Here is a 23408-nt window from a genome sequence, read left to right on the forward strand (position 1 = left end):
CGCGGGCCAGCGTGGCTGGCCCTGGCGGAAAACTTACTGCATGGCACCGGGTGCATGTGAAGCGTGACGACGCCACGCGCCAGGCGCTACGCCATACTGGCGCTTAAAGCTGCGGTTAAATGACTGCTGTGAATCAAACCCCAGCGAAATCGCTACGTTCAGGATAGGCTCATTGGTCGTGGTCAGCCGGTCCGCTGATTTTTTCAGCTTTTTGGCCCGGATATACTCACCCAGCGGATAACCGGTGTGCTCTTTAAACATACGCTGCAGGTGCCACTTAGAGTAGCCCGCCCGGTCAGCCACGGTATCCAGATCCAGCCGTGCTTCGATATTGTTATCGATCCAGTCAATCAGATCGTGCATAAACGCGTCGCTCATCATCCCATTCTCTCCCGTCGCCGTTACGAACAGTATCAGTATCAGTTGCAGTTACACTTTAAGGGTGACTGACTATCGCACTTAATGCAAGTTTTATTATTACATTAAATGCCGCACTCACAGCAGGGTTTTTCTGTCTGCGCTGAGGCCCCCGCCAGACCGCACATAAAGTGTATCAGATATTCTTGCAGATGCACTTCGCTGAGACCTACACTCCTCCCGATTAATGCAATCGACAAAGTTGCATATTTTTACGTCGTCTTTCGTTCTTCATTAACGTGGAATAACAATAATGCCCGAAAAAAATAACAGGGTTCGTCAGGCTATTGGCCTGGCTGGCGCGGCGCTGCTGGCAAGTCTGCTGGCGGGCTGCGATCGCGGCGTGGCGCAAAACGCCCCGCCGCCACCGCCGGAGGTAAGTGCCGCACAGGTGATCCGGCAGCAGGTCAGCGAGTGGGATACCTTTAATGGCCGGATCGAAGCGGTTGAAAGCGTTCAGCTGCGCCCGCGCGTCTCCGGCTATATTGACCAGGTAAACTATCGCGAAGGCGATGAAGTTAAAAAAGGTCAGGTGCTGTTTACCATTGATGACCGCAGCTACCGTGCCGCACTGGCGCAGGCTGAGGCGCAGCTCGCCGGTGCACGCACGCAGGCGGCGCTGGCGCGCAGTGAATCGGATCGTACCGATAAGCTGGTTAACAGCCAGGTGGTGTCCCGCGAGATCTGGCAGCAGCGCCGTTCCGCTACGCAGCAGGCGCAGGCGAGCGTGCTGGCCGCGCAGGCGGCGGTTGATATGGCCCGCCTCAACCTGAGTTTTACCCGCGTGACCGCTCCGATTGATGGCCGTGCAAGCCGCGCGCTGATCACCGCCGGTAATCTGGTCACCGCAGGCGACAGCGCCAGCGTGCTGACCACGCTGGTTTCTCAGGATCGGATGTACGTCTGGTTTGATGTCGACGAAGCGACCTTCCTGCACTATCAGCAGCTGGCACGCCAGGGCGAACAGCGCGGCGCCCTGCCGCTGCAGGTTGCCCTGACCGGCGAGCACGGCTACCCGCATCAAGGCACGGTAGATTTTCTGGATAACCAGCTCACTGCCAGTACCGGCACCATCCGCATGCGCGCACGGCTTGATAATTCACAGCGCGAGCTGACGCCGGGGCTGTTTGCCCGCGTCCGGCTGCCGGGTCGCGCTGATTTCACCGCGCTGCTGATTGATGACAAGGCAATTCTTACCGATCAGAATCGCCGTTATGTCTACATTGTTGACGCAGAAGGAAAAGCGCAGCGGCGGGATATCCGGCCCGGCGATCTCTCCGGCGGACTGCGTATTGTTCAGCAGGGTCTGCAGCCTGGCGATCGCGTGATCGTTAACGGCCTGCAAAAAGTCTTTATGCCCGGCATGCCGGTACAGGCTCAGTCTGTCGCAATGCGCCCCGCCCCTTAACCGAGACCCTATTCTATGGATTTCTCTCGCTTTTTCATCGACCGGCCCATTTTCGCGGCGGTGCTGTCGATACTGATTTTTGCCACCGGGTTAATTGCCATTCCGCTGCTGCCGATCAGCGAATACCCGGATGTGGTGCCGCCCAGCGTACAGGTGCGTGCCGAATATCCCGGCGCTAACCCAAAAGCGATCGCGGATTCTGTCGCCACGCCGCTGGAAGAGGCGATCAACGGCGTTGAAAATATGATGTATATGAAGTCGGTGGCCGGCTCCGATGGCGTACTGGTCACCACCGTGACTTTCCGCCCCGGCACCGATCCCGACCAGGCGCAGGTTCAGGTGCAGAACCGCGTGGCGCAGGCTGAAGCACGCCTGCCGGAAGCGGTGCGCCAGCTGGGGCTGACCACCCAGAAAATGTCGCCCACGCTGACGCTGGTTGTGCATCTTTTTTCACCCCACGGCAAGTATGATTCGCTCTACCTGCGCAACTACGCCACCCTGAAGGTAAAAGATGAGCTGGCACGCCTGCCCGGCGTCGGCCAGATTCAGATCTTCGGTGCCGGCGAATATGCGATGCGCGTCTGGCTCGATCCCGGCAAAGTCGCCGCACGCGGCATGACGGCCGCAGAGGTGATTGCCGCCATGCGCGAACAGAACGTGCAGGTCTCTGCCGGCCAGCTCGGCGCGGAACCCACCCGCAAAGCCAGCGATTTCCTGCTCTCTATCAACACCCAGGGGCGGCTGGAGAGCGAGGAGCAGTTTGGCGCTATCATCCTGAAAAGCACGGCTGACGGTTCTCTGGTGCGGCTGCGCGACGTGGCACGCATTGAAATGGGCTCCGGCAGCTACGCCCTGCGTTCGCAGCTGAATAACAAGGATGCGGTCGGCATCGGTATTTTCCAGGCGCCGGGGGCAAACGCAATTGATCTCTCCGACGCGGTGCGGGCAAAGATGAACGAGCTGGCAACCCGTTTCCCGGAGGATGTGCAGTGGGCAGCGCCTTATGATCCTACGGTGTTTGTCCGCGACTCTATCCACGCCGTGGTGCAGACGCTGTTTGAGGCGATTGTGCTGGTTGTGCTGGTTGTGATCCTGTTTCTCCAGACCTGGCGCGCCTCCATTATTCCGCTGCTGGCGGTACCGGTGTCCGTGGTCGGTACCTTTAGCGTGCTCTGGCTGCTGGGTTTCTCACTCAATACCCTCAGCCTCTTCGGGCTGGTGCTGGCTATCGGCATTGTGGTGGATGACGCCATCGTGGTAGTGGAGAACGTTGAGCGCAATATCGAACAGGGTCTGACGCCGGTGGCTGCCGCACACCAGGCGATGCGCGAAGTATCAGGGCCGATTATCGCCATCGCGCTGGTGCTCTGCGCAGTGTTTGTGCCGATGGCGTTTCTCTCCGGCGTGACCGGGCAGTTCTATAAGCAGTTTGCCGTGACCATCGCCATCTCGACGGTGATCTCCGCCATTAACTCGCTGACGCTCTCGCCGGCGCTGGCGGCCAAGCTGCTGAAAGGCCATCACGCGCCAAAAGATCTGCCCGGCCGGCTGATTGACCGTCTGTTTGGCTGGCTGTTCCGTCCGTTTAACCGTTTCTTCCAGCGCAGTGCAACGGGCTATGAATCCCTGGTCGGCAGCACGCTGCGCCGGCGCGGCGCGGTGTTTGCGGTCTATCTGCTGCTGCTTGCCGGTGCAGGCTTTATGTTCCACAGCGTGCCAGGCGGGTTTATTCCCACACAGGATAAACTTTATCTGATCGGCGGCGTAAAAATGCCGGAGGGGGCTTCGCTGGCGCGCACCGATGCGGTGATCCGCGAGATGAGCGAGATTGGCATGCATACTGACGGCGTCGCCTATGCGGTTGCGTTTCCTGGACTGAACGCGCTGCAGTTTACCAATACGCCGAATGCCGGCACGGTATTCTTTGGCCTGAAACCCTTCAGCGAACGCACGCGCAGCGCGGCAGAAATCAATGCTGAGCTGAATGCCAAAATCGCGAAAATTCAGCAGGGTTTTGGCTTTTCGATTATGCCCCCGCCGATCCTGGGTCTGGGCCAGGGGTCAGGTTACTCGCTTTATGTGCAGGATCGCGGCGGTCTCGGCTATGGCGCACTGCAGGAGGCTATTAATACTCTCTCCGGTGCCGTGATGCAGACGCCGGGCATGATGTTTCCGATCTCCTCCTATCAGGCCAACGTCCCGCAGCTTGATGTGCAGGTCGATCGCGATAAAGCCCGCGCGCAGGGCGTGGCGTTGCCCGATCTCTTCACCACGCTGCAGGTTTATCTGGGTTCGGCCTACGTTAACGATTTCAACAAATTTGGCCGTACCTGGCGCGTGATGGCGCAGGCAGACGGGGATTTCCGGGACAGCGTTGAAGATATTACCTCGCTGCGTACCCGTAATGACCGGGGCGAAATGGTGCCCATCGGCAGCATGGTGCATGTCACCACCACCTACGGGCCCGATCCGGTGATCCGCTACAACGGCTATCCCGCTGCGGATCTGATTGGCGATGCCGATCCGCGCGTGCTCTCTTCCGCTCAGGCGATGGCGCAGCTGGAAACCATGTCAGAACAGATGTTGCCCAACGGCATGAATATCGAATGGACTGACCTGAGTTATCAGCAGGCAACCCAGGGCAACAGCGCATTTATCGTTTTCCCGGTTGCAGTCCTGCTGGCATTTCTGGTGCTGGCAGCGCTTTATGAGAGCTGGACGCTGCCGCTGGCGGTGATCCTGATTGTGCCGGTAACCATGCTTTCAGCGCTGGCGGGCGTCTGGCTGACCGGCGGTGATAACAACGTGTTTGTGCAGGTCGGGCTGGTGGTGCTGATGGGGCTGGCGTGCAAAAACGCCATTCTTATTGTGGAGTTTGCCCGTGAGCTGGAGATGCAGGGTAAAAGCATTACGGCCGCCGCACTGGAAGCCTGTCGTCTGCGTCTGCGGCCGATTGTGATGACCTCAATTGCGTTTATCGCCGGTACGATTCCGCTGATTCTCGGCGAAGGCGCTGGCGCGGAAGTGCGCGGCGTGACCGGTATTACCGTGTTTGCCGGTATGCTTGGCGTTACCCTGTTTGGCCTGTTCCTGACGCCGGTGTTTTACGTCACGCTGCGCAAGCTGGTGACACGACGCGCCCCTGCAGAAAGCGCAACGTCAGCATAACAACGTTATACATGCAAAAGCCCGGCTGCAGCCGGGCTTTTTTATATGCTATTGATGTTCCGGCTGCGTATGACGCACCGGTGTTATCAGGGTTTCTGGCAGAGTCCGGCGGGTTCAACATCCGGCAGCGGCTCACAATTGCTGGTATCGTTACTTTTCAGTTCGTTCAGCGCATCCGCCACGGTACGCGTCTCCAGCACTTTCAGCGACGCCTCTTCCGCCTCCTGAGCAATCGATTTGAAATACCAGCAGAGGTTGGCGCTGACCAGACAACGCGGTGCAACATCCGGTCGCGACGCCCACAGTTTTTTGTCTTCAATCACTGACGTATAGATATCGCGTAGCGTGATCTCCGCTGCGGGCCGGCCCAGATGAATTGAGCCGGTACGACCCAGCGTCGAAACAATAATGCCATCGCGCGTCAGCGGAACCATCAGTTTACGAATAAAACTGGGATTCGCCTCCAGACCGTACGCCAGAATTGCGCTGGTCGAGCGTTTTCCCAGTTGCTCCGCCATCGCGACACTTAAAACCATCTGCAGAGCTGTCGGGAAGCGATAATCTAACATTTCAATATCCTGAGTTGCGGCTTATCTTTTTGTTTTTATAGCGCGTCAATGAGTGAACAATGAGCAATAAATATAACAAACACTGTTGCTTTTTAGAAGCAACCCCGGCCTTACAGGGCACGGATTCCCCATCTGCAAGGCGGTTTGCGCACAAGCTGCTTAGTTTTGCACGGACGACGCCTGCGCCGGTAACTGCTGCTTAAGCAGCATGACCAGCAATACATTTACGCCTGCCAGCCCGCACAGCACCCAGAGCGTGATATCAGCGCCGGCATGGGCAAACAGCCAGCCGCCCGCCAGCGGCGTCAGCGCCTGCCCTATCAGCGCTGGCCGCGCCATACGACCGGTGACCACGGCATAATGCTCTGGTTTGACCACAACCAGCGGTAATGTACCGCGTACGATGGCCCGCAAGCCGTTCCCGGCGCCATACAGCATCATCGCAACCAGCGCCATGGCCGGAAACAGCGCCAGCAGCATTAGCCCCGCTGCGACCAGTCCCACAGAGAACAAAGCAGTCCATATGGGGTGACTACGCTTAAACAGGACATCCAGAAGCCGCGAGCCGATCTGACAGGGACCGAGAATGGCACTGAGCGCCAGCGCCGCGCTCAGTGAATAACCGCCTGACTGAAGCAGCGTAATAAGCTGAACCGAGATGGCGGTCATAATAACCGAAGCGAGGGTGAAAATGGCGCACAGCAGCCAGAAAAGTTGTGATGAGGGGGCGTTCTGCAGGGCATCAGAGACGGCGCCGGTCTCACCTCCCCTGCTCTCTGTTTGCATCACCGGCGGCGGCAGCGCATAGCGATAGGCGGGGAATACCAGCAGCGTGAGCAACGCAGCAATAATGAAACAGGCGTCACGCCAGCCGGCGAGCGCAATCAGCCATGCCGTTCCCGGCCATACCAGCGTGGTACATAAGCCCGAAATCAGCGTCACCCCGGTAATGGCGCTGCGCGCCTGTCCGCCATACAGCGTGCCGAGCGTCGCAAACAGCGCATCGTAAAGGCTCATGGCCATCCCTGTGCCTATCAGCAGCCATGCAGCAAAAAACCAGCCGGGCCGATAGCTCAGCCCCATGAGCACCAGGCCTGCAGCCATCACGATACCGCCGCCTGCCAGCAGTGCCGGTCCGTATCCACGGGCAATCAGACGGCCGCTAAGCGGCGCCAGCAAACCCGAGACCAGAATACCGAGCGACAGTGCGCCATAGACCCACTGCCGGGGCCAGCCGGTTTCAGCGATAATCGGAGCGGCCATCACAGCCATCAGGTAGAACGACCCGCCCCATGAAAGGATCTGGACCGCACCCAGCGTGATAATAGCCGGAATAGCGGGTTTTGCATGATAGCGCACAGGGTGGCCCCATATAAGATAAAGCGTTGTTATAGCATGGATATTCTTCAGGCTGAACGCTCTTTGCTGTTAAGCAGCTAACCACTCCGGGACTTCTGTCAGGCCTCATATAAAATTAATAAGTATGCTGTAACTAAAATAGCCTCTTGCCAGCGACGTGTACACAGGTACATTAAGGATGTTGTAACAAAGGAGAACATAATGGCTCGCTACGATTTAGTCGCTGATTTACATGAGTGCGTCAATACGCTGGAACAGCGCCTCGGCGCGCTGCGCGCCAGCATTGAGCAGCAGCCGCTGCTGGTGGCTCGCGTATTTAGCCTGCCGGCAATTGAAAAAGGTCATGAACATGACGAGATTGATAAAATAACGGTTACCCAGCATCTGGGAAAAAGCGCGCGCGAGATGGCGCTCACCCACTACTGCCGGCTGTTTATGCAGCATCAGTCAGAAAAGCTCAGTACTAAAGCGGCCGTACGGCTGCCCGGTGCGCTCTGTATTGAGGCAGACGAACATGCTGCTGAACAGATTACCCTGCAGGTCAGCGAGATCAACGCGCTCAAGCAGCGGCTGGAGCAGCTGATAACCGTGGAGTCCGGTTTACCGAGCGAAGCGCGCTTTGAATTTGTGCATCAGCATCTGCGCGGACTGATTACGCTGAATGCCTATCGCAGCGTGCCCCTGCTTCATGCGCCGGATACGCTGCGCTTTGGCTGGGCCAATAAAAACATCATTAAAAATCTGACGCGGGAAGCCGTTATTGAGCAGCTGGAGCGCAGCCTGAAAGCAAATCGCGCTCAGGCGCCCTGGACGCGCGAGCAGTGGGCAGAAAAAGTTCAGCTGGAGCTGGAGCTGGTGCGATCGCTGCCGGCGAGCGCAAAGCTGAAAATCAAACGGCCGGTCAAAGTGCAGCCTATTGCACGCGTCTGGCGCGCCAGCGAGAAGAAACAGACGCAGCTGGCCTGCCCTTCTCCGCTGCTGGTACTGTGTCGTGACAAAACGCAGGTGCCGGTACTGGGCGAACTGCTGAATTACGACGCAGAGAACATCGCCCATCGCTATAAACCGCTGGCGCAGCCGCTGCATCTGATCATCCCGCGTCTGCACCTCTGGAGCGACCGCCTCGCCTGACGGCGCGGCCGCCCCCTGCGGGATTACGCTTTCATGCTGCCAACCATCTCTTCCGGGCGCACCCAGGCATCGAACTGCGCCTCATCCAGATAACCGAGCTGCAGCGCGGCCGCTTTAAGCGTCAGGCCCTCTTTATGGGCTTTTTTGGCAATCTCAGCCGCTTTGTCATAGCCAATGTGCGTATTCAGCGCAGTTACCAGCATCAGAGACTCATTAAGCAGCTGATCGATGCGCTCCCGCACCGGCTCAATGCCTGTTGCACAGTGATGATTAAAGCTGTCCATGCCGTCGGCCAGCAGCCGTACCGACTGCAGGAAGTTATGAATCACCATAGGACGGAATACGTTCAGCTCAAAGTTGCCGGACGCGCCGCCCATATTGATCGCCACATCGTTGCCCATGACCTGGCAGCAGAGCATGGTCATCGCTTCACACTGCGTCGGATTCACTTTACCCGGCATAATCGAGCTGCCCGGCTCATTTTCCGGGATGCTGATCTCACCAATGCCGCAGCGCGGACCGGAAGAGAGCCAGCGGACGTCGTTGGCAATTTTCATCAGCGACGCCGCCAGACCTTTCAGCGCGCCGTGCGCATGCACCAGCGCATCGCAGGTTGCCAGCGCTTCAAATTTGTTGGGCGCGGTAACAAATGACTGACCGGTCAGCGCGGCCAGCGCCTGCGCCACGCGGACGGCGTATTCAGGATGCGTGTTCAGGCCGGTGCCCACGGCGGTGCCGCCCAGCGCCAGCTCAGACAGATGAGGAATGCTGTTTTCAACGTGCTTCAGGCTATGCTCCAGCATGGCCACCCAGCCGGAGATCTCCTGCCCCAGCGTCAGCGGCGTGGCATCCTGCAGGTGCGTACGGCCAATTTTCACAATATCGCTGAATGCATCTGCTTTGCGGGCCAGTGTGGTTTTGAGCACCTCCAGCTGCGGAATAAGCTGCTCGCGCAGTACCGTGACGGCCGCCACGTGCATAGCGGTGGGAAAGACATCGTTAGAGCTCTGGCTTTTATTCACATCATCATTAGGGTGCACCCGCCGCGCCATACCGCGCTCACCGCCGAGGATTTCGCTCGCGCGATTGGCCAGTACCTCATTCATATTCATGTTGGTCTGGGTGCCGGAGCCGGTCTGCCAGATCGCCAGCGGAAACTGATCGGCGTGCTGGTTGGCCAGTACCTCATCCGCCGCGCGAATAATCGCTGCCGCGCGATCGTCCGGCAGCAGCTGCAGATCGCGGTTCACCTCCGCCGCTGCCCGCTTGGTCTGCGCCAGAGCCCGGACCAGCTCAACCGGCATTTTCTCAGTTGAAATACGAAAATGCTCCAGCGAACGTTGCGTCTGTGCGCCCCAGAGTTTGTCTGCCGGCACATCGATGGGACCCATTGAATCTTTTTCAGTGCGACTGGCTGCCATAGCCCTCTTCTCCTTACTCAGTAGTGAAGTGATACCTGCATGGGACGTCTGAACACCCTGCTGGCGATCCGAATCAATAAAACAGTATGCGGTCACATCGCGTTTCCTGCACACAGGTCGCGCTAATTGCTGACATTTTCTGCTTTACTGGGCAATAACTGTTCAGCTGAGGGCAAAATATGCATAAATTGAATAACTCACTGCAGTATTACGACTGGGGCAGCACAACGGCGTTAACGGCACTGTATGGTATCGCCGATCCGCAGGGCCGGCCGCTGGCAGAACTGTGGATGGGCGCGCATCCGAAAAGTCCGTCCACGCTGATTGTTGACGGCCGGCACGCTTCGCTGCGCGATCTCATTGCGCGCGATCCGGTCGTCATGCTGGGAAGCGCCGTCGCCGACCGGTTCGGTGAACTGCCGTTTCTGTTTAAGGTGCTCTGCGCGGCGAAAGCGCTCTCCGTGCAGGCGCATCCGGACAAACACGCAGCTGCCGCCGGTTTTGCCCGTGAAAACGCGGCCGGTATTGCTCCGGATGCGCCGCAGCGCAGCTATAAAGATGCCAGCCATAAACCAGAGCTGCTCTATGCGCTTACGCCTTTCCAGGCGCTGAACGGTTTCCGCGAGCGGCCTGAAATGGTGTCGCTGCTGAGCGCGGTAGCGGGCGCGCATCCGCAGATTGGACACTTTATTGAGCAGGCCACGCCAGATGCCCTTGCCCGCCTGTTTGCCACGCTGTTCTCGCTGCAGGGGGATGAAAAAAGGCGTGCGCTGGCGATCCTGTGCTCAGTGGCAGCGTCACGGGATGCGGAGCCGTGGCTGACTGTACGGCAGCTGGCGGCTGATTACCCGGACGATAACGGTCTGTTTGCACCACTGCTGCTTAACCAGCTGCTGCTGCAGCCCGGCGAAGCGATGTTTCTCTCTGCCGGAACGCCACACGCTTACCTGCAGGGCACTGCACTGGAAGTTATGGCAAATTCAGATAATGTGCTGCGTGCCGGCCTGACGCCAAAATTTATCGATATGCCGGAGCTGCTGGCTAACCTGAACTTTACCGCCCGCGCGGCCGGTACGCTGCGGCTGCAGCCTGAGCGCGATGCGCAGGCGCTGCATTTTCCGGTGCCGGTGGATGATTTTGCTTTTGCCATTCACTTGCTTTCCGCCGTGGCGCAGCCGCTGGCACCGGCCGGCGTCGCCCTGCTGTTCTGTATTGAGGGTGAAGCACGGCTTGCCAGCGCGGATAGCCAGCTTATCCTGCAGCCAGGCGAATCCTGTTTTGTTGCCGCCCGCGAAGCACCGATTGCAGCCTCAGGCAGCGGACGTCTGGCCCGCGTCTTCTGCGCGCTCACTGCAGACGGCTGACGCTGCGCCGGTTAACTGCTATCCTTTCAGACGATTACTTTAAACGCCTGCGGGCGTTTTTCTTCACCCGGCGCGTTACCCTGACGGGGCGCGAACGCAAGGATAAGGATGACTCAGCGATGAAAAAGACTCAGGTTGCAGCAGGTGTGATTGTCGCGCTCGGTGTGGTTTGGACCGGCGCAGCGTGGTTTACCGGCAAGCAGATTGAAAGCCATAAGGATGAGATGCTGCAACATGCCAACAGCCAGATTAACGCCTGGGCACCCAACAGCCGCCTGACGCTGAGCTATCAGGATTATCAGCGCGGCCTGTTCAGCAGCAGCACGAAACTGGTTGTTCAGGCGAGCTCGCAAACGGTGGATAATCCGCTGCTTAAGCCGGGTCAGACCATTGTGCTGAATGAAACCATCGATCACGGCCCTTTCCCCTTTGCGCAACTGAAGCGCGGCAATATTCTGCCGGCAATGGCCTCAGTGCACTCAGAGCTTGCCAATACTGACGCGGTGAAAAAACTGTTCGCGCTGACTGACGGCAAATCACTGGTTGCAGCCGATACGCGTATTGGTTACAGCGGGGCTACTGATACGGCGCTGACCCTGCTGCCAGTGGATTACAGCAACGCACAGACCGGCGACCGGCTGGCCACCAACGGCGGTAAGCTTGACGTCAGCGCCGACAGCAAAGGCGATAAAGTCAGCCTGAAAGGTGAGTTTTCCAGCATCGCCGTCACCAGCAAAAATCAGCTGGAGCAGCCGGTGCTGTTCACCCTGAACGGTCTGGCACTGGGCGGTGATACTCACCTGAGCCCGGAAGGCGTGCGCGTGGGCGATCAGAACATCACGCTGGATAAACTGGAAGCGAGCATCAACGGTCAGCAGGGAATGACGCTGCAGAACATCGACGGTAAATCCTCTTTTGATAATAAAGAGGGCAAAATCGGCGGCACCATTGATTACAAAGTGGGAAATATCAACCTGCAGCAGCAGCCTTTCGGCGAAGCGCGTCTGGCGATGAAGTTTTCGCAGTTTGATGCGCAGGCGGTGAAAACCTTCTCCGATACTTACAATGCCCAGATGCAGGATCTGCTGCGCCAGCCGGGTGTGGCTGAGGATCCGATTCGCTATCAGGCCAGCGTGCAGACTATTTTGCGCAACAACCTGCCGCTGCTGCTGAAAGGCGCGCCGGCGGTGAGCATTGCGCCGCTGAGCTGGAAAAATGATAAAGGTGAAAGCACGTTTAACCTGAATATCGGCTTCAACGATCCGGCGGCAGTCAGCGGCGAGGCGCAGAGCCTGGGGGCAGCAGTGGATCGCATGCTGAAAACGCTGGATGGCAAACTGAATATCAATATGCCAATGGCAACAGAAACGATGCGTCATGTTGGCCTGGCAGAAGGATACCAGGGAGATGACGCGCAGAAGCTGGCCGATCAGCAGGTCAAAGGCGTGGCTGCGATGGGCCAGATGTTCCGTCTGACGCAGCAGCAGGATAATAATATTGTCACCAGTCTGCAGTATGCGAACGGTCAGGTAACGATGAACGGTGACAAGATGTCGCTGGAGCAGTTCCTCTCCCGCTATATGCTGGGAATGCCAACCAGTGAAGGCATGCCACAGTAACCTCTGCGGTACGCCGCCTCATCCTGCGGGAAGAGGCGGCGCCTTTTCGCTCTAATATTCACCATCTGTTCTCCGCTTTGCGCAAATCGCTGGCGCAGTTGCGCAAGATATTTTTATAATGCTCTGCACTTTATTCCTGACAAGCGAGTGCGCCATGATCGACCAGCAGCTTCCTCTTACCGATATTCACCGCCACCTTGATGGCAATATCCGCGCCCAAACTATTCTCGATCTCGGCCGCCAGTTTAACCTCTCTCTGCCCGCCAGCTCTCTTGAAGCACTGCGTCCTCACGTGCAGGTCACCGCTAACGAACCCGACCTGGTGAGTTTTCTGCAGAAGCTCGACTGGGGCGTTAAGGTGCTGGGCGATCTCGACGCCTGTCGCCGCATTGCGCTGGAAAACGTCGAAGATGCAGCGCGTGCAGGCATTCACTATGCGGAACTCCGCTTCTCTCCGGGCTATATGGCGATGACCCATAATCTGCCGGTAGCGGGCGTAACAGAGGCGGTAATTGATGGTGTGCGTGCGGGCGTGAAGCAGTACGGTGTGGATGTCAATCTGATTGGCATTATGAGCCGCACCTTTGGTGAAGAGGCGTGTTTGCGCGAGCTGGAAGGATTACTGGCACATCGCGACGGCATCACCGCCGTGGATCTGGCGGGCGATGAGCTGGGCTTTCCGGGCAGTGAGTTTCTGAGCCACTTCAACCGGGCACGTGACGCCGGTTTTCGCATCACCGTGCACGCCGGCGAAGCGGCGGGTCCGGAGAGTATCTGGCAGGCCATTCGCGAACTGGGCGCGGAGCGTATCGGTCACGGCGTTAAGGCGATTGAAGATCGGGCGCTGATGGATTTTCTGGCTGAGCAGCGTATCGGCATCGAATCCTGCCTGACCTCAAACATCCAGACCAGCACCGTCTCCTCGCTGGAGAAGCATCCGCTGAAAGCGTTCCTGCAGCACGGTATTCTGGCCACGCTGAATACTGATGACCCGGCGGTTCAGGGTGTGGAACTGGCGCATGAATATGAGGTGGCGGCCCCTGCAGCAGGTCTCTCTCTGGCAGAGATCCGCCAGGCGCAGGAAAATGGTGTGGCGATTGCATTCCTGAGCGAAGCGGAGAAAGCGGCGCTGCGCCAGCGCGTAGCAGGCTGAGGCGCTAAGCACCAGAGATAACGCGCCGCCCTGCGGCGGCGCGTAACATCAGCGCGGTGACATTGCCTGACGCTTCTCTGCAGACTGCAGACCCAGCTCAATCAGCTCCATAACCTGTATCGCCTCTTCTGCCTGCACCGGATTTTGCCCCGTGCCGGCTATCGCGTCGCGGATCGCCGCATAGTAGGCCGGATAGTTGCCCGGCTGCGTCAGCAGCTCCTGCTCCACCAGCATATCGCCTTCCGCCAGCGTCAGCGTGCCGTTGCGCATATCGTAGCCCCACGCCTGCTGCGGCGGTCTGGCGCCTGATTTCAGACTATCCTCCTGCGGATCGAGCCCATACTTTACGTAGCTGCCGCGCGTGCCGTGTACCACAAAGCGCGGTGACTCTGCTGCCACCAGCATGCTGGCGTGCAGCACCACGCGGCGCGTCGGGTAAGTCAGCACCGCGTGGAAATAGTCAGTGGTTTGCGCGCCCGGGCGCAGCTCTGCCATATCCACATTGATCGCGACCGGCATACCAAACAGCTGCAGCGCCTGATCCAGCACGTGCGGGCCGAGGTCAAACCAGATGCCGCTGCCCGGTCCCTTCATCTCGCGCCAGCGCTGGCGAACTTCCGGGCGAAAGCGGTCGAAATGTGACTCCAGATAGCGTATCTCGCCAAGCGTGCCCTCACTGAGTAACGTTTTCAGCGTCAGAAAATCGCTGTCCCAGCGGCGGTTATGGAATACCGACAGCAGCAATCCTCTGGATTTTGCCAGCTGATCGAGCTCACGCGCCTGCGATAGCGTGACGGTGAAAGGCTTGTCAACGACCACATGCTTGCCGGCATTCAGGGCCGCTTTAGCCAGCGGAAAATGGGTGTCATTGGGGGTGGGGATCACAATCAGCTGCAGGGTGGGATCGTCCAGCAGCGCCTGCGGATCGGCGACGACCTGTACCGAGGGCCAGTCAGCATGCACTTTACCGGCATCACTGCTGGAGATCGCTGCCAGTTCCATATCGGCTGTTCCGGCGATTAAAGGGGCATGAAAGGTTTTACTGGCAAAGCCATAGCCTATCAGGCCGACACGTAGTTTATCGCTCATTCTCACTCCTTTTGTCATATACCCGACTGATTTAAGACGAATCAGCCGGTGAGAACAAGGTGGAATCAGCTGAAAGAGATCGCCCGGCCAGGCTCCGGCCAGTTCTGCTGCGCTTCGAGCGCGTCGTGCGCATCCTGGCTGCGGCGGCGGAAATCACTCGGACTGACGCCCACGCGTTTGCGGAACACGCGTGAAAAGTAGAGCTGATCGTCATAGCCTACTTCCCGTCCCACGGAGGCGATAGGCTCCTGCGTTGTCTGCAGCAGCAGCTTGGCGCGGATCACCCGCTGATCTTCACGCCAGCGCAGCAGATTAATGCCCATCTGTTCGCGGAACAGATGCGCCAGCCGCGAAGGCGATAAACAGACATGCCGCGCCACCTCCTCGATTTTGACTTCGCTGGCAAGATGATTGGTCACAAACTGGCAGGCTTCAATCACGCGCGGATCGCGAATTTGCTGATGACTGCGCGGATCCTCTTCCACCGCACGCAGCAGCAGACGCTCCAGCAGGTTCATCGCCAGCTCTTCAGCAAAGCGACGCCCGGAGTTGTGCGTCTGTTCAATGCTGGCAAACAGGCGATCAAATTCGCCGCACAGCGCTTCGGTCAGACGCAGCCGGCCCACGCCCTGCTTCTGATCCTGCCACTCCAGCCAGTCGATCCAGTAGGCGCGCGGCCGAAAATAGACCCAGCGATGGTGCCAGCACGGACTGTCTGGTGCACGTCCATAGTAGTGCGGCGTTTTCGGCTGGAACAGCAGCAGGTCACCCGGCTCACAGTCAAAAGCGGATTCGCCATCAAAGACCCGGCCTTTGCCACGGATGGTGAGATTGAGAATATAGCCCTTCATCCCCAGCGGTCGATCGATAAAAAAGTCGAGCGGCTCCTGCGCGTTAATCGGCGTGAGCCCCGCTACCAGCCAGGCGTTAAACGGATAGCCCGGCAGCAGGGGGTTCTGTTGTTCACTGGGGGGTTCGCGATGGTACATAGTGCCCTCACTCTCAGCATGACGCGCGGCGCAACACCCGGGTTGCGCCGCCAGGATCAAACGGCTCTGTTTTTCTGTTTATAGCGATCGAAAATCACTGCGGCTAACAGTATCAGACCCCGCACGACATACTGTGAGAATGGCGAGATATTCAGTAAATTCATCGCATTCTCTACGGTCCCCAGGATCAGCACCCCCGCCACCACATAGGAAATTTTACCGATGCCGCCCTTCAGCGAGACGCCGCCCAGCACGCAGGCCGAGATCACAATCAGTTCATAGCCCAGCGAAGTCATGGGCTGACCGCTGGTCATACGCGAGGCCAGAATGATGCCCGCGGCGGCTGAAACCAGTCCTGAAAGGATAAAGATAATGATGCGGGTACGCACTACCGGCACGCCAGCCAGCCGGGCAGCTTCTTCATTGCCGCCAATTGCCAGTGTGTTGCGGCCAAACGTGGTTTTGTTCAGCAGGAAACCAAACGCAACCATGGTGGCAATGGTGAGCCAGATAGGTGCCGGCACGCCCAGCCAGTTAGCATAACCCAGCGCAAAAAAGCGTTCATCTTCAATGCCTACCGCTTTACCGTCAGAGAAGATATAGGCCAGTCCGCGCACAATCTGCATCGTTGCCAGCGTGGTGATCAGGGCGTTGATTTTTAACCGGGCAATGACAAATCCGTTCACAAAACCGGTCGCCATCCCCAGCAGCAGCCCGGCGGCTACGCCAATCCACAGGCTTTCGGTCATGTTGATCACCACCGCCGTCACCACGCCGGCGCAGGCGATAACCGAGGCGATGGAGAGATCAAAGTCGCCCGACGCCAGACAGAACAGCATACCGCAGGCCACCATGCCGGACATCGACATCGCCAGGCCCAGCCCTTTCATATTAATAAACGTGCCAAAGTTCGGCACAAAGATGGCGCAGACAATAAACAGCAGCGCAAAAACCACCAGCATGCCGAAATTGTCCCAGATACGTCCCAGCTGCAGCCCGCTGCGCTGCACCGGTGGCGTGTTGGAAGTGGTAGATGAAGCCATTGTTGCTCTCCTGTACATCAGGCCACGGCGGCCGCTTGAGGGGTTTTCGGCATCGCCAGACTGAGCGTCAGCTGTTCGGTTGCCGTGTCGTGCGTCAGTTCTCCGGCAATTTCACCTTCGCGCATGACAATAATGCGGTCGGCGAGCCCCATCACTTCGGGCAGATCGCTGGATGCAAACAGCACCGCAATCCCTTTGCCTGCCAGTTGGTAAATCAGATTGTAAATTTCATGCTTCGCGCCAACGTCAATACCGCGCGTTGGCTCATCCAGCATGATCACGTTCATCTCTTCCGAGAGCCAGCGACCCAGAATGGCCTTTTGCTGGTTGCCCCCGGAGAGGTTCATGATCAGCTGATGCGGACCAGGCGTCTTGATATTGAGCGAACGGATATGGCTTTCTGCGTTTTTCGCCTCCCAGGCAGGTCTGATCAGGCAGCCCGCCGTGAGGTTATGGCGTCGCGCGCTGATATTGATGTTCTCCCGCACGGAGTGCACCGGAATAATGCCTTCCGCTTTGCGATCTTCAGGACAGAGCATAATGCCCGCCCGGATGGCATCAATCGGCTGGCGGATCGTGAGCGGCCTGCCATCAAGTGAAACCGTGCCGCCACGCAGTTTTGTGGCCCCAAACAGCCCTTTCATCAGCTCGCTGCGTCCGGCACCTACCAGACCAAACAACCCTACAATTTCTCCCGCGCGCACGGTCAGTGAGACAGGCATGCGCACCCCTTTCGCCTCGACCTGGTCGAGCTGAAAACGAACGGCGCCCAGCTCGCGTGGCGCATAGCCATAGATATCGCCCAGGTTGCGCCCGACCATCGCCTCGACCAGATCGTCGTGGTGGGTATTGGGCATATCCGTAAACGTGCGCACATAACGGCCATCTTTAAACACGGTAATTGCATCGCTCAGGGCAAAAATCTCCTCCATGCGATGCGACACATAAAGCACCACCCGTCCCTCGGCCCGCAGCTGACGGATAACGCGGAACAGGTGCTCAATTTCGCGCGCTGAGAGCGAACTGGTTGGTTCATCAAACGCAATAATGCGGGCGTTGCGCGCCAGCGCCTTTGCAATCTCCACCATCTGCCACTGACCCAGTGAGAGATATTTCAGTGGCATATCGGGATCGATATCCATCCCGAGGTTTTTCAGCTGCAGTCCGGCTTCATAACGCAGCAGTTTGCGGTTTACCAGACCGCGTTTATGCGGCAGCTGGCCGAGATAGATATTCTCCGCCACGCTCATTTCCGGTACCAGGTGCAGCTCCTGATAGATGATGGCGACGCCGGCATCCAGCGCATCAACCGTATTGGTGAAGTGTTTTGCCTCGCCCTGGATGCGGATTTCACCGCTCGTGGGCTGATAACTGCCGCTGAGGATCTTCAGCAGCGTTGATTTTCCTGCGCCGTTTTCGCCCATCAGCGCGTGCACCTCACCGGCGCGGCACTCAAAGCCGATATCCTGCAGTGCTTTTACGCCAGGAAAGGTTTTGCTGATGCCATGAAAAGAGAGAAATGCCTGATCGGTCTCCATGGAAACTCCTGATAATGCCCGTCGGATTTCAGGTGCTCATAAATGCGCACCCTGCAAACCAGGTACGCATGAATGCGCGCCCTGTGCGTTACATCAGCCCTTTCTTCGCCAGTTCGGTTTTGAAGTTATCGCGGGTGATCAGCACCACATCCGTCACCTCTGTAAATCTGGCAGGTTCTTCGCCTTTAGTGACCCAGTTGTAGAGCATCTGGCTGCTCTTATAACCGTGAACATCCGGGCTGGGCAGCAGTGAACCATAGAAACCGGTCGCGGAGCCTTTAGAGAGTTCGCTGATCGCATCCACGCCGTTAATGCCGATACCAATCACATCCGGCGCTTTGAAACCCTGGCCCTCAGTGGCGCGCACGCCGCCCAGCACGGTGTTATCGTTCATGCCGACAATCAGCCAGTGTTTCACTTCCGGGTGCTGCACCAGCAGCGAGTTACCGGCATCAAACGCGCCGGGAATATCGTTGGATTTGGTCGGGACCTGATAAATCTGCTTCTCAGGGAAGCCTGCTGCTTTAATGGCCGCCATCGAGCCGCCGGTACGACGACGCGCCGTATCCAGTTCGTTAGCGGTGATCGCCATCACCGCCGTCTCTTTAACGTCCCAGCCGCGTTTCTGCATCTCTTTATAGAGTTCCTGACCCTGGCGCTCGCCGATCTTTGTTGCCGCCATCATTACCAGCGGAACGGTCTCCATTGGCTTGCCTTTCGCCGTGACAAACTGGTCATCTACCGCGATCACTTTCAGATCGTAGCTGCGCGCTTTCGCCATAATGGCCGAGCCGAGTTTGGGATCGGGGGTGCAGATGACAAAACCTTTCGCACCGCTGGCCGCGAGGCTGTCGATGGCGTTAAGCGTTTTTTCACCATCGGGGACCGCAATTTTAATCACCTCAAAACCCAGATCTTTGCCGGCTTTATCAGCAAATTTCCATTCGGTCTGAAACCACGGCTCCTCTGGTTGTTTAACGAGAAAACCGAGCTTCATCGTCTCGGCGATAGCGGAATGTGACATAACCGCGGCGAGGCTGACGGCCGCCAGCGCTTTAGTGAATTTATGCATGATGCTCTCCGGCACAATGGTGTTTTATCGCTGTTATTAACGTTTTTGTGTAAACGCTACCATCTGAATTCTGCTTTCTTGTACAGCGCAAAATCAGCGCGTTAGCTCAAGAGTTGCTGAAAGGCTGTGCAAACGCTGGGCTAGTTGTAGCGAGAAATGCGGCACAAAATGTAGAGCGGTATCACATAGCAAAACGAAGGCAAAAATATCCATATATTCAGCAAAATTAACCGGTGCCTGACTTTTGCGGCCGATCACACAACCTCTCCGATGACAGAAAAGTACATATTGTCAGCCACTGATGACTAACGGCCCGGGACATTGCCTCGCAGGATAGAACCCATATAACTCACACAGGAGAATCCCGATGGGTGCTGGCGCCATAACAATTGGGCTGGATTTTGGCAGTGACTCAGTGCGTGCGCTGGCGGTTGACTGCCACAGCGGCAAAGAGCTGGAAAAAGCGGTGGTCAACTATTCGCGCTGGGCGCAGGGCCAGTTCTGCGACGCGCACGCTAACCGGTTTCGTCATCATCCGCAGGACTACATCGATGCCCTGGAGCAGGCGCTGGTCAGCGTGCTGCAGGCATTAACGCCTGAACAGCGCGCGGCGGTAGCCGGGATCGGCGTGGATACAACCGGATCAACGCCGGCGCCTGTCGATCGCGACGGTAATGTCCTGGCGCTGCGACCGGAATTTGCCGCAAATCCCAACGCCATGTTTGTGCTGTGGAAAGATCATACTGCTATTGAAGAAGCTGAAGCGATCACGCGCCTGTGTCACAGCGGGCGCTTTACCGACTACACCCGCTATATTGGCGGCATTTACTCCTCCGAATGGTTCTGGGCGAAAATCTTACACGTCTCGCGGGAGGATGCCGCCGTGCGGGAGGCGGCTGTTTCCTGGGTTGAACTCTGCGACTGGGTGCCGGCGCTGCTAAGCGGTACGACCGCCCCCGATAAGCTGCGTCGCGGGCGCTGCGCCGCCGGACATAAATCGCTCTGGCATCCGGAGTGGCAGGGCCTGCCAGACGTGGCCTTTCTCAACGCGCTTGACCCCATGCTGACGGAACAGCTCGATTCACCGCTGTTTACCGATACCTGGACCGCCGACCTGCCGGTTGGCACACTGAGCGCTGAATGGGCTGCCCGTCTTGGATTATCCGAACAGGTGGTTATCTCTGGCGGCGCCTTTGACTGCCACATGGGCGCGGTCGGGGCCGGTGCTCAGCCCTATACGCTGGTAAAAGTCATTGGTACATCAACCTGCGACATTCTGATTGCAGACAGTGAAACCGTCGGCGACCGCGCGATCCGGGGCATTTGCGGCCAGGTCGACGGCAGCGTTGTTCCTGGTGCGATTGGCTGCGAAGCGGGCCAGTCGGCCTTTGGCGATATCTACGCCTGGTTCAGCCGCCTGCTCGGCTGGCCACTGCAACAGGCGGCGCAGCGTCATCCTGAACTGCAACCGCAGCTGGCTGCGCTGCAGCAGGATCTGATCCGCGAGCTTACCGAAGCCTGGGCCGCCAATCCGCAACTCGATCATCTGCCGGTGGTGCTGGACTGGTTTAATGGTCGCCGTACCCCGGATGCCAATCAGCGGCTGAAAGGCGTCATTACCGATCTTAATCTGGGCACCGATGCACCGGCACTGTTTGGCGGGCTGATCGCCGCCACGGCTTTTGGCGCAAGGGCCATTATGGAGTGCTTTGAGCAGCAGGCGATTCCGGTAAAAAGCATTCTGACGCTGGGGGGGATCGCCCGCAAATCCCCTGCCATTATGCAGGCGTGCTGTGATGTGATGAACCGTCCGCTGGATATTGTTGCGTCAGACGAGTGCTGCGCACTGGGTGCGGCAATTTTTGCGGCCGTGGCGGCAGAGGTCTATCCCGACGTACCTGCCGCTCAGCAGGTGATGGCCAGCCCGATTGCAGTCACGCTGCAGCCCGACGCACAGCGCGTAGCGGCGTATCAGCAGCTCTATCAACGTTATCAAAACTGGTGTGAGGCGGCTGAACCACAGTACGCGCCGCGCACCCTATCCGCACAGTAAAGGAGTGGTTTAATGGAACAGCATAACGCACAGCACGTGTGGTTTGTTATCGGTACACAGCACCTCTACGGCGCGGAAACGTTGCGCCAGGTGGAAGAGCACGCGCGTCAGGTAATGGAAGGGCTTAATCAGGCGGGTACACTGCCGGTGCCGCTGGTGCTTCAGCCGCTGGTCAAATCGCCGGATGAGGCGCTGGCGCTCTGCCGGGCAGCGAATCACGACAACCAGTGCGTCGGCATCATCACCTGGCTGCACACGTTTTCGCCGGCAAAAATGTGGATTGGCGGACTGAGCGTTTTAAATAAGCCGCTGCTGCAGTTCCATACCCAGTTTAATGCAGAGATCCCGTGGGACAGCATGGATATGGATTTTATGAACCTGAACCAGACCGCACACGGCGGCCGCGAGTTCGGTTTCATCGGCGCACGTATGGGATTACAGCATAGCGTGATCACCGGCCACTGGCAGGATCGCACCAGCCAGCAGCGTATCAGCCGCTGGATCAACGCCGCGCTGGCAAAACAGGCGAGCCAGCAGCTTAAGGTTGCCCGTTTTGGCGATAACATGCGTGAAGTTGCCGTCACTGAAGGTGACAAGGTTGCCGCCCAGATCCAGTTTGGCTACGCCGTTAACGGCTGGGGCGTGGGCGATCTGGTTGAGGTGATCAATGGCGTCAGCGACGGTGACGTCAGCGCGCTGATCGATGAGTATGAGAGTCAGTATCTCTTCAGCGAGGCGGCAGCCGTTAACGGCGACAAGCGGCAGAACGTGCTGGACGCTGCGCGCATTGAGCTGGGCCTGAAACGCTTCCTGGAGGATGAAGGGTGTAAAGCGTTTACCACCAACTTCCAGACGCTGCACGGTATGACGCAGCTGCCAGGGCTGGCAGTGCAGCGTCTGATGGGCCAGGGCTATGGCTTTGCCGGCGAGGGTGACTGGAAAACCGCAGCGCTGCTGCACATTCTCAAAGTGCAGGCAGGCACACGTGCGGGCGGTACCTCTTTCATGGAGGATTACACGTATCACTTCTCGCCGGGCAACGATCTGGTGCTGGGTTCGCACATGCTGGAAGTTTGTCCTTCTATCGCCAAAGAGGAGAAACCGCTGATTGATGTTCAGTTCCTGGGTATTGGCGGCAAGGCCGATCCGGCGCGCCTGATTTTCTCGACGCCGGCCGGACGCGCGATCAATGCCAGCGTGATCGATCTTGGCGATCGTTTCCGCCTGCTGGTTAACGTGGTGGATGCGATTGAGCAGCCTAAACCGCTGCCAAAGCTGCCGGTTGCCCGTGCGCTGTGGCGTGCTCAGCCGTCGCTGGCAACGGCGTCAGAAGCCTGGATCCTTGGCGGCGGCGCGCACCATACGGTATTCAGCCAGGCGCTGGATCTGGAGGATATGTATCTCTACGGCGAACTGAACGGTATTGAAGTCATGGTGATCGATGAAGAAACCCGCCTGCCTGCGTTTAAGGACGCGCTGCGCTGGAACGAAGTTTATTACCGCTTAGCCCGCTGATTCTGATAACTGACCAGAAATTAAGCCGCGCGCCGTCGCGGCTTTTTTATTGCCTGAAATTCCCGGTTTAAAACCGGCCAGGGAGCCAATATCGGCCAGGGGCACATAAATGCGTATGGCAAGGGAGCCGGTATCGGCCAGGGGCGCATAAATGCACCCCCTACGGGGGTAACGGTGGCACGCCGCAGGGGCGGCATTAATGCCGCCCTGGTTTCCGCAGATATCCGATACGGGAAGATGGGGTTCTGGCAATGCGCGATGGGGCTGGCAGGCCGGTAAAGCCCGGGGTGAAGAGCTAAGCGTCCGCGCCAGGGATGGCGCGGCCGATCGGCAGGACGCCGGGTTCCTTTGCGATCACCCCGGGCTTGACCGGCCGTGGTATCGAAATGAATGGGAAGCCAGGGAGCCGGTGTCGGCCAAGGGCGCATAAATGCGTATGGCTGAGGAGCCAATATCGGCCAGGGGCGCATTAATGCGTATGGCTGAGGAGCCGGTATCGG

General features: G+C 58.2%; 17 protein-coding genes. 8 read left to right on the forward strand and 9 right to left on the reverse strand.

From position 1 onward, the window contains the following. Positions 1-33: 33 nt before the first annotated feature. Positions 34-381 (reverse strand): helix-turn-helix domain-containing protein, encoded by a 348-nt coding sequence (locus tag BBA90_RS12440; protein ID WP_039384236.1) that lies wholly within the window; start codon positions 379-381, stop codon positions 34-36. Between the two features lie 289 nt (positions 382-670). On the opposite strand from BBA90_RS12440, the gene BBA90_RS12445 reads away from it, so the two are divergent. Together BBA90_RS12445 and BBA90_RS12450 are read left to right on the forward strand one after the other, a co-directional pair. Then, positions 671-1825, forward strand: a complete 1155-nt coding sequence (locus tag BBA90_RS12445) for an efflux RND transporter periplasmic adaptor subunit (RefSeq protein WP_065649418.1) — start codon at positions 671-673, stop codon at positions 1823-1825. Between the two features lie 15 nt (positions 1826-1840). Continuing rightward, positions 1841-4993: an efflux RND transporter permease subunit gene (locus BBA90_RS12450; protein WP_065649419.1), complete on the forward strand. Its 3153-nt coding sequence runs from the start codon at positions 1841-1843 to the stop codon at positions 4991-4993. Positions 4994-5079: 86 nt separating this feature from the next. Here the strand turns inward: BBA90_RS12450 and BBA90_RS12455 are convergent, their stop codons facing one another. Both BBA90_RS12455 and BBA90_RS12460 read right to left on the reverse strand, forming a co-directional pair. After that, positions 5080-5562, reverse strand: a complete 483-nt coding sequence (locus tag BBA90_RS12455; RefSeq protein ID WP_065649420.1) for an RrF2 family transcriptional regulator — start codon at positions 5560-5562, stop codon at positions 5080-5082. A 159-nt stretch (positions 5563-5721) separates the two neighbouring features. Next, positions 5722-6921 carry an MFS transporter gene (locus tag BBA90_RS12460; protein WP_065649421.1) on the reverse strand — a complete coding sequence of 400 codons (1200 nt, stop codon included), beginning with the start codon at positions 6919-6921 and terminating at the stop codon, positions 5722-5724. Positions 6922-7122: 201 nt separating this feature from the next. Between BBA90_RS12460 and tus the strand changes: the two genes are divergently transcribed. Further along, positions 7123-8052 (forward strand): DNA replication terminus site-binding protein, encoded by a 930-nt coding sequence (tus, locus tag BBA90_RS12465; protein WP_065649422.1) that lies wholly within the window; start codon positions 7123-7125, stop codon positions 8050-8052. 23 nt (positions 8053-8075) lie between these two features. On the opposite strand, the gene fumC is transcribed toward tus, so the two are convergent. Then, positions 8076-9473 (reverse strand): class II fumarate hydratase, encoded by a 1398-nt coding sequence (gene fumC, locus BBA90_RS12470; RefSeq protein ID WP_065649423.1) that lies wholly within the window; start codon positions 9471-9473, stop codon positions 8076-8078. A 179-nt stretch (positions 9474-9652) separates the two neighbouring features. Here fumC and manA point away from each other — a divergent pair, with 179 nt between their 5' ends. The 3 genes from manA to add all read left to right on the forward strand — a co-directional run bounded on the left by manA (position 9653) and on the right by add (position 13609). Next, the gene (gene manA, locus BBA90_RS12475; RefSeq protein ID WP_065649424.1) at positions 9653-10837 is read left to right on the forward strand and encodes a mannose-6-phosphate isomerase; all 1185 of its coding nucleotides are present in this window, start codon (positions 9653-9655) and stop codon (positions 10835-10837) included. 119 nt (positions 10838-10956) lie between these two features. After that, complete coding sequence (locus BBA90_RS12480; protein ID WP_065649425.1) at positions 10957-12456, forward strand: YdgA family protein; 1500 nt, start codon at positions 10957-10959, stop codon at positions 12454-12456. Between the two features lie 154 nt (positions 12457-12610). Further along, a complete protein-coding gene (add, locus tag BBA90_RS12485; RefSeq protein ID WP_065649426.1) occupies positions 12611-13609 on the forward strand; it encodes an adenosine deaminase in 999 nt (332 codons plus the stop codon). Positions 13610-13657: 48 nt separating this feature from the next. Here add and BBA90_RS12490 read toward each other — a convergent pair whose 3' ends face one another. The 5 genes from BBA90_RS12490 to BBA90_RS12510 form a co-directional block, all read right to left on the reverse strand. Beyond that, positions 13658-14698 (reverse strand): oxidoreductase, encoded by a 1041-nt coding sequence (locus BBA90_RS12490; protein WP_065649427.1) that lies wholly within the window; start codon positions 14696-14698, stop codon positions 13658-13660. Between the two features lie 65 nt (positions 14699-14763). Continuing rightward, positions 14764-15687 (reverse strand): arabinose operon transcriptional regulator AraC, encoded by a 924-nt coding sequence (gene araC / locus BBA90_RS12495; RefSeq protein WP_065649428.1) that lies wholly within the window; start codon positions 15685-15687, stop codon positions 14764-14766. 56 nt (positions 15688-15743) lie between these two features. Further along, complete coding sequence (araH, locus tag BBA90_RS12500; RefSeq protein WP_065649429.1) at positions 15744-16730, reverse strand: L-arabinose ABC transporter permease AraH; 987 nt, start codon at positions 16728-16730, stop codon at positions 15744-15746. A 17-nt stretch (positions 16731-16747) separates the two neighbouring features. Further along, positions 16748-18268 carry an L-arabinose ABC transporter ATP-binding protein AraG gene (gene araG, locus BBA90_RS12505; RefSeq protein WP_065649430.1) on the reverse strand — a complete coding sequence of 507 codons (1521 nt, stop codon included), beginning with the start codon at positions 18266-18268 and terminating at the stop codon, positions 16748-16750. Between the two features lie 88 nt (positions 18269-18356). Continuing rightward, a complete protein-coding gene (locus BBA90_RS12510) occupies positions 18357-19340 on the reverse strand; it encodes an arabinose ABC transporter substrate-binding protein (protein ID WP_065649431.1) in 984 nt (327 codons plus the stop codon). A 367-nt stretch (positions 19341-19707) separates the two neighbouring features. On the opposite strand from BBA90_RS12510, the gene BBA90_RS12515 reads away from it, so the two are divergent. Both BBA90_RS12515 and araA read left to right on the forward strand, forming a co-directional pair. Continuing rightward, a complete protein-coding gene (locus BBA90_RS12515) occupies positions 19708-21393 on the forward strand; it encodes a ribulokinase (RefSeq protein ID WP_065649432.1) in 1686 nt (561 codons plus the stop codon). Positions 21394-21405: 12 nt separating this feature from the next. Beyond that, the gene (araA, locus tag BBA90_RS12520; RefSeq protein ID WP_065649433.1) at positions 21406-22908 is read left to right on the forward strand and encodes an L-arabinose isomerase; all 1503 of its coding nucleotides are present in this window, start codon (positions 21406-21408) and stop codon (positions 22906-22908) included. Positions 22909-23408: the final 500 nt, after the last annotated feature.

It is taken from the genome of Pantoea eucrina, from assembly GCF_001691555.1.
GTDB lineage: Bacteria > Pseudomonadota > Gammaproteobacteria > Enterobacterales > Enterobacteriaceae > Pantoea > Pantoea borealis.

Excerpts from the sequence above, each read along its gene's own strand:
- BBA90_RS12440 (WP_039384236.1), bottom strand. The coding sequence starts at position 381 with ATGATGAGCGACGCGTTTATGCACGATCTGATTGACTGGATCGATAAC.
- BBA90_RS12445 (WP_065649418.1), top strand. The coding sequence starts at position 671 with ATGCCCGAAAAAAATAACAGGGTTCGTCAGGCTATTGGCCTGGCTGGC.
- BBA90_RS12450 (WP_065649419.1), top strand. The coding sequence starts at position 1,841 with ATGGATTTCTCTCGCTTTTTCATCGACCGGCCCATTTTCGCGGCGGTG.
- BBA90_RS12455 (WP_065649420.1), bottom strand. The coding sequence starts at position 5,562 with ATGTTAGATTATCGCTTCCCGACAGCTCTGCAGATGGTTTTAAGTGTC.
- tus (WP_065649422.1), top strand. The coding sequence starts at position 7,123 with ATGGCTCGCTACGATTTAGTCGCTGATTTACATGAGTGCGTCAATACG.
- fumC (WP_065649423.1), bottom strand. The coding sequence starts at position 9,473 with ATGGCAGCCAGTCGCACTGAAAAAGATTCAATGGGTCCCATCGATGTG.
- manA (WP_065649424.1), top strand. The coding sequence starts at position 9,653 with ATGCATAAATTGAATAACTCACTGCAGTATTACGACTGGGGCAGCACA.
- BBA90_RS12480 (WP_065649425.1), top strand. The coding sequence starts at position 10,957 with ATGAAAAAGACTCAGGTTGCAGCAGGTGTGATTGTCGCGCTCGGTGTG.
- add (WP_065649426.1), top strand. The coding sequence starts at position 12,611 with ATGATCGACCAGCAGCTTCCTCTTACCGATATTCACCGCCACCTTGAT.
- BBA90_RS12490 (WP_065649427.1), bottom strand. The coding sequence starts at position 14,698 with ATGAGCGATAAACTACGTGTCGGCCTGATAGGCTATGGCTTTGCCAGT.
- araC (WP_065649428.1), bottom strand. The coding sequence starts at position 15,687 with ATGTACCATCGCGAACCCCCCAGTGAACAACAGAACCCCCTGCTGCCG.
- araH (WP_065649429.1), bottom strand. The coding sequence starts at position 16,730 with ATGGCTTCATCTACCACTTCCAACACGCCACCGGTGCAGCGCAGCGGG.
- araG (WP_065649430.1), bottom strand. The coding sequence starts at position 18,268 with ATGGAGACCGATCAGGCATTTCTCTCTTTTCATGGCATCAGCAAAACC.
- BBA90_RS12510 (WP_065649431.1), bottom strand. The coding sequence starts at position 19,340 with ATGCATAAATTCACTAAAGCGCTGGCGGCCGTCAGCCTCGCCGCGGTT.
- BBA90_RS12515 (WP_065649432.1), top strand. The coding sequence starts at position 19,708 with ATGGGTGCTGGCGCCATAACAATTGGGCTGGATTTTGGCAGTGACTCA.
- araA (WP_065649433.1), top strand. The coding sequence starts at position 21,406 with ATGGAACAGCATAACGCACAGCACGTGTGGTTTGTTATCGGTACACAG.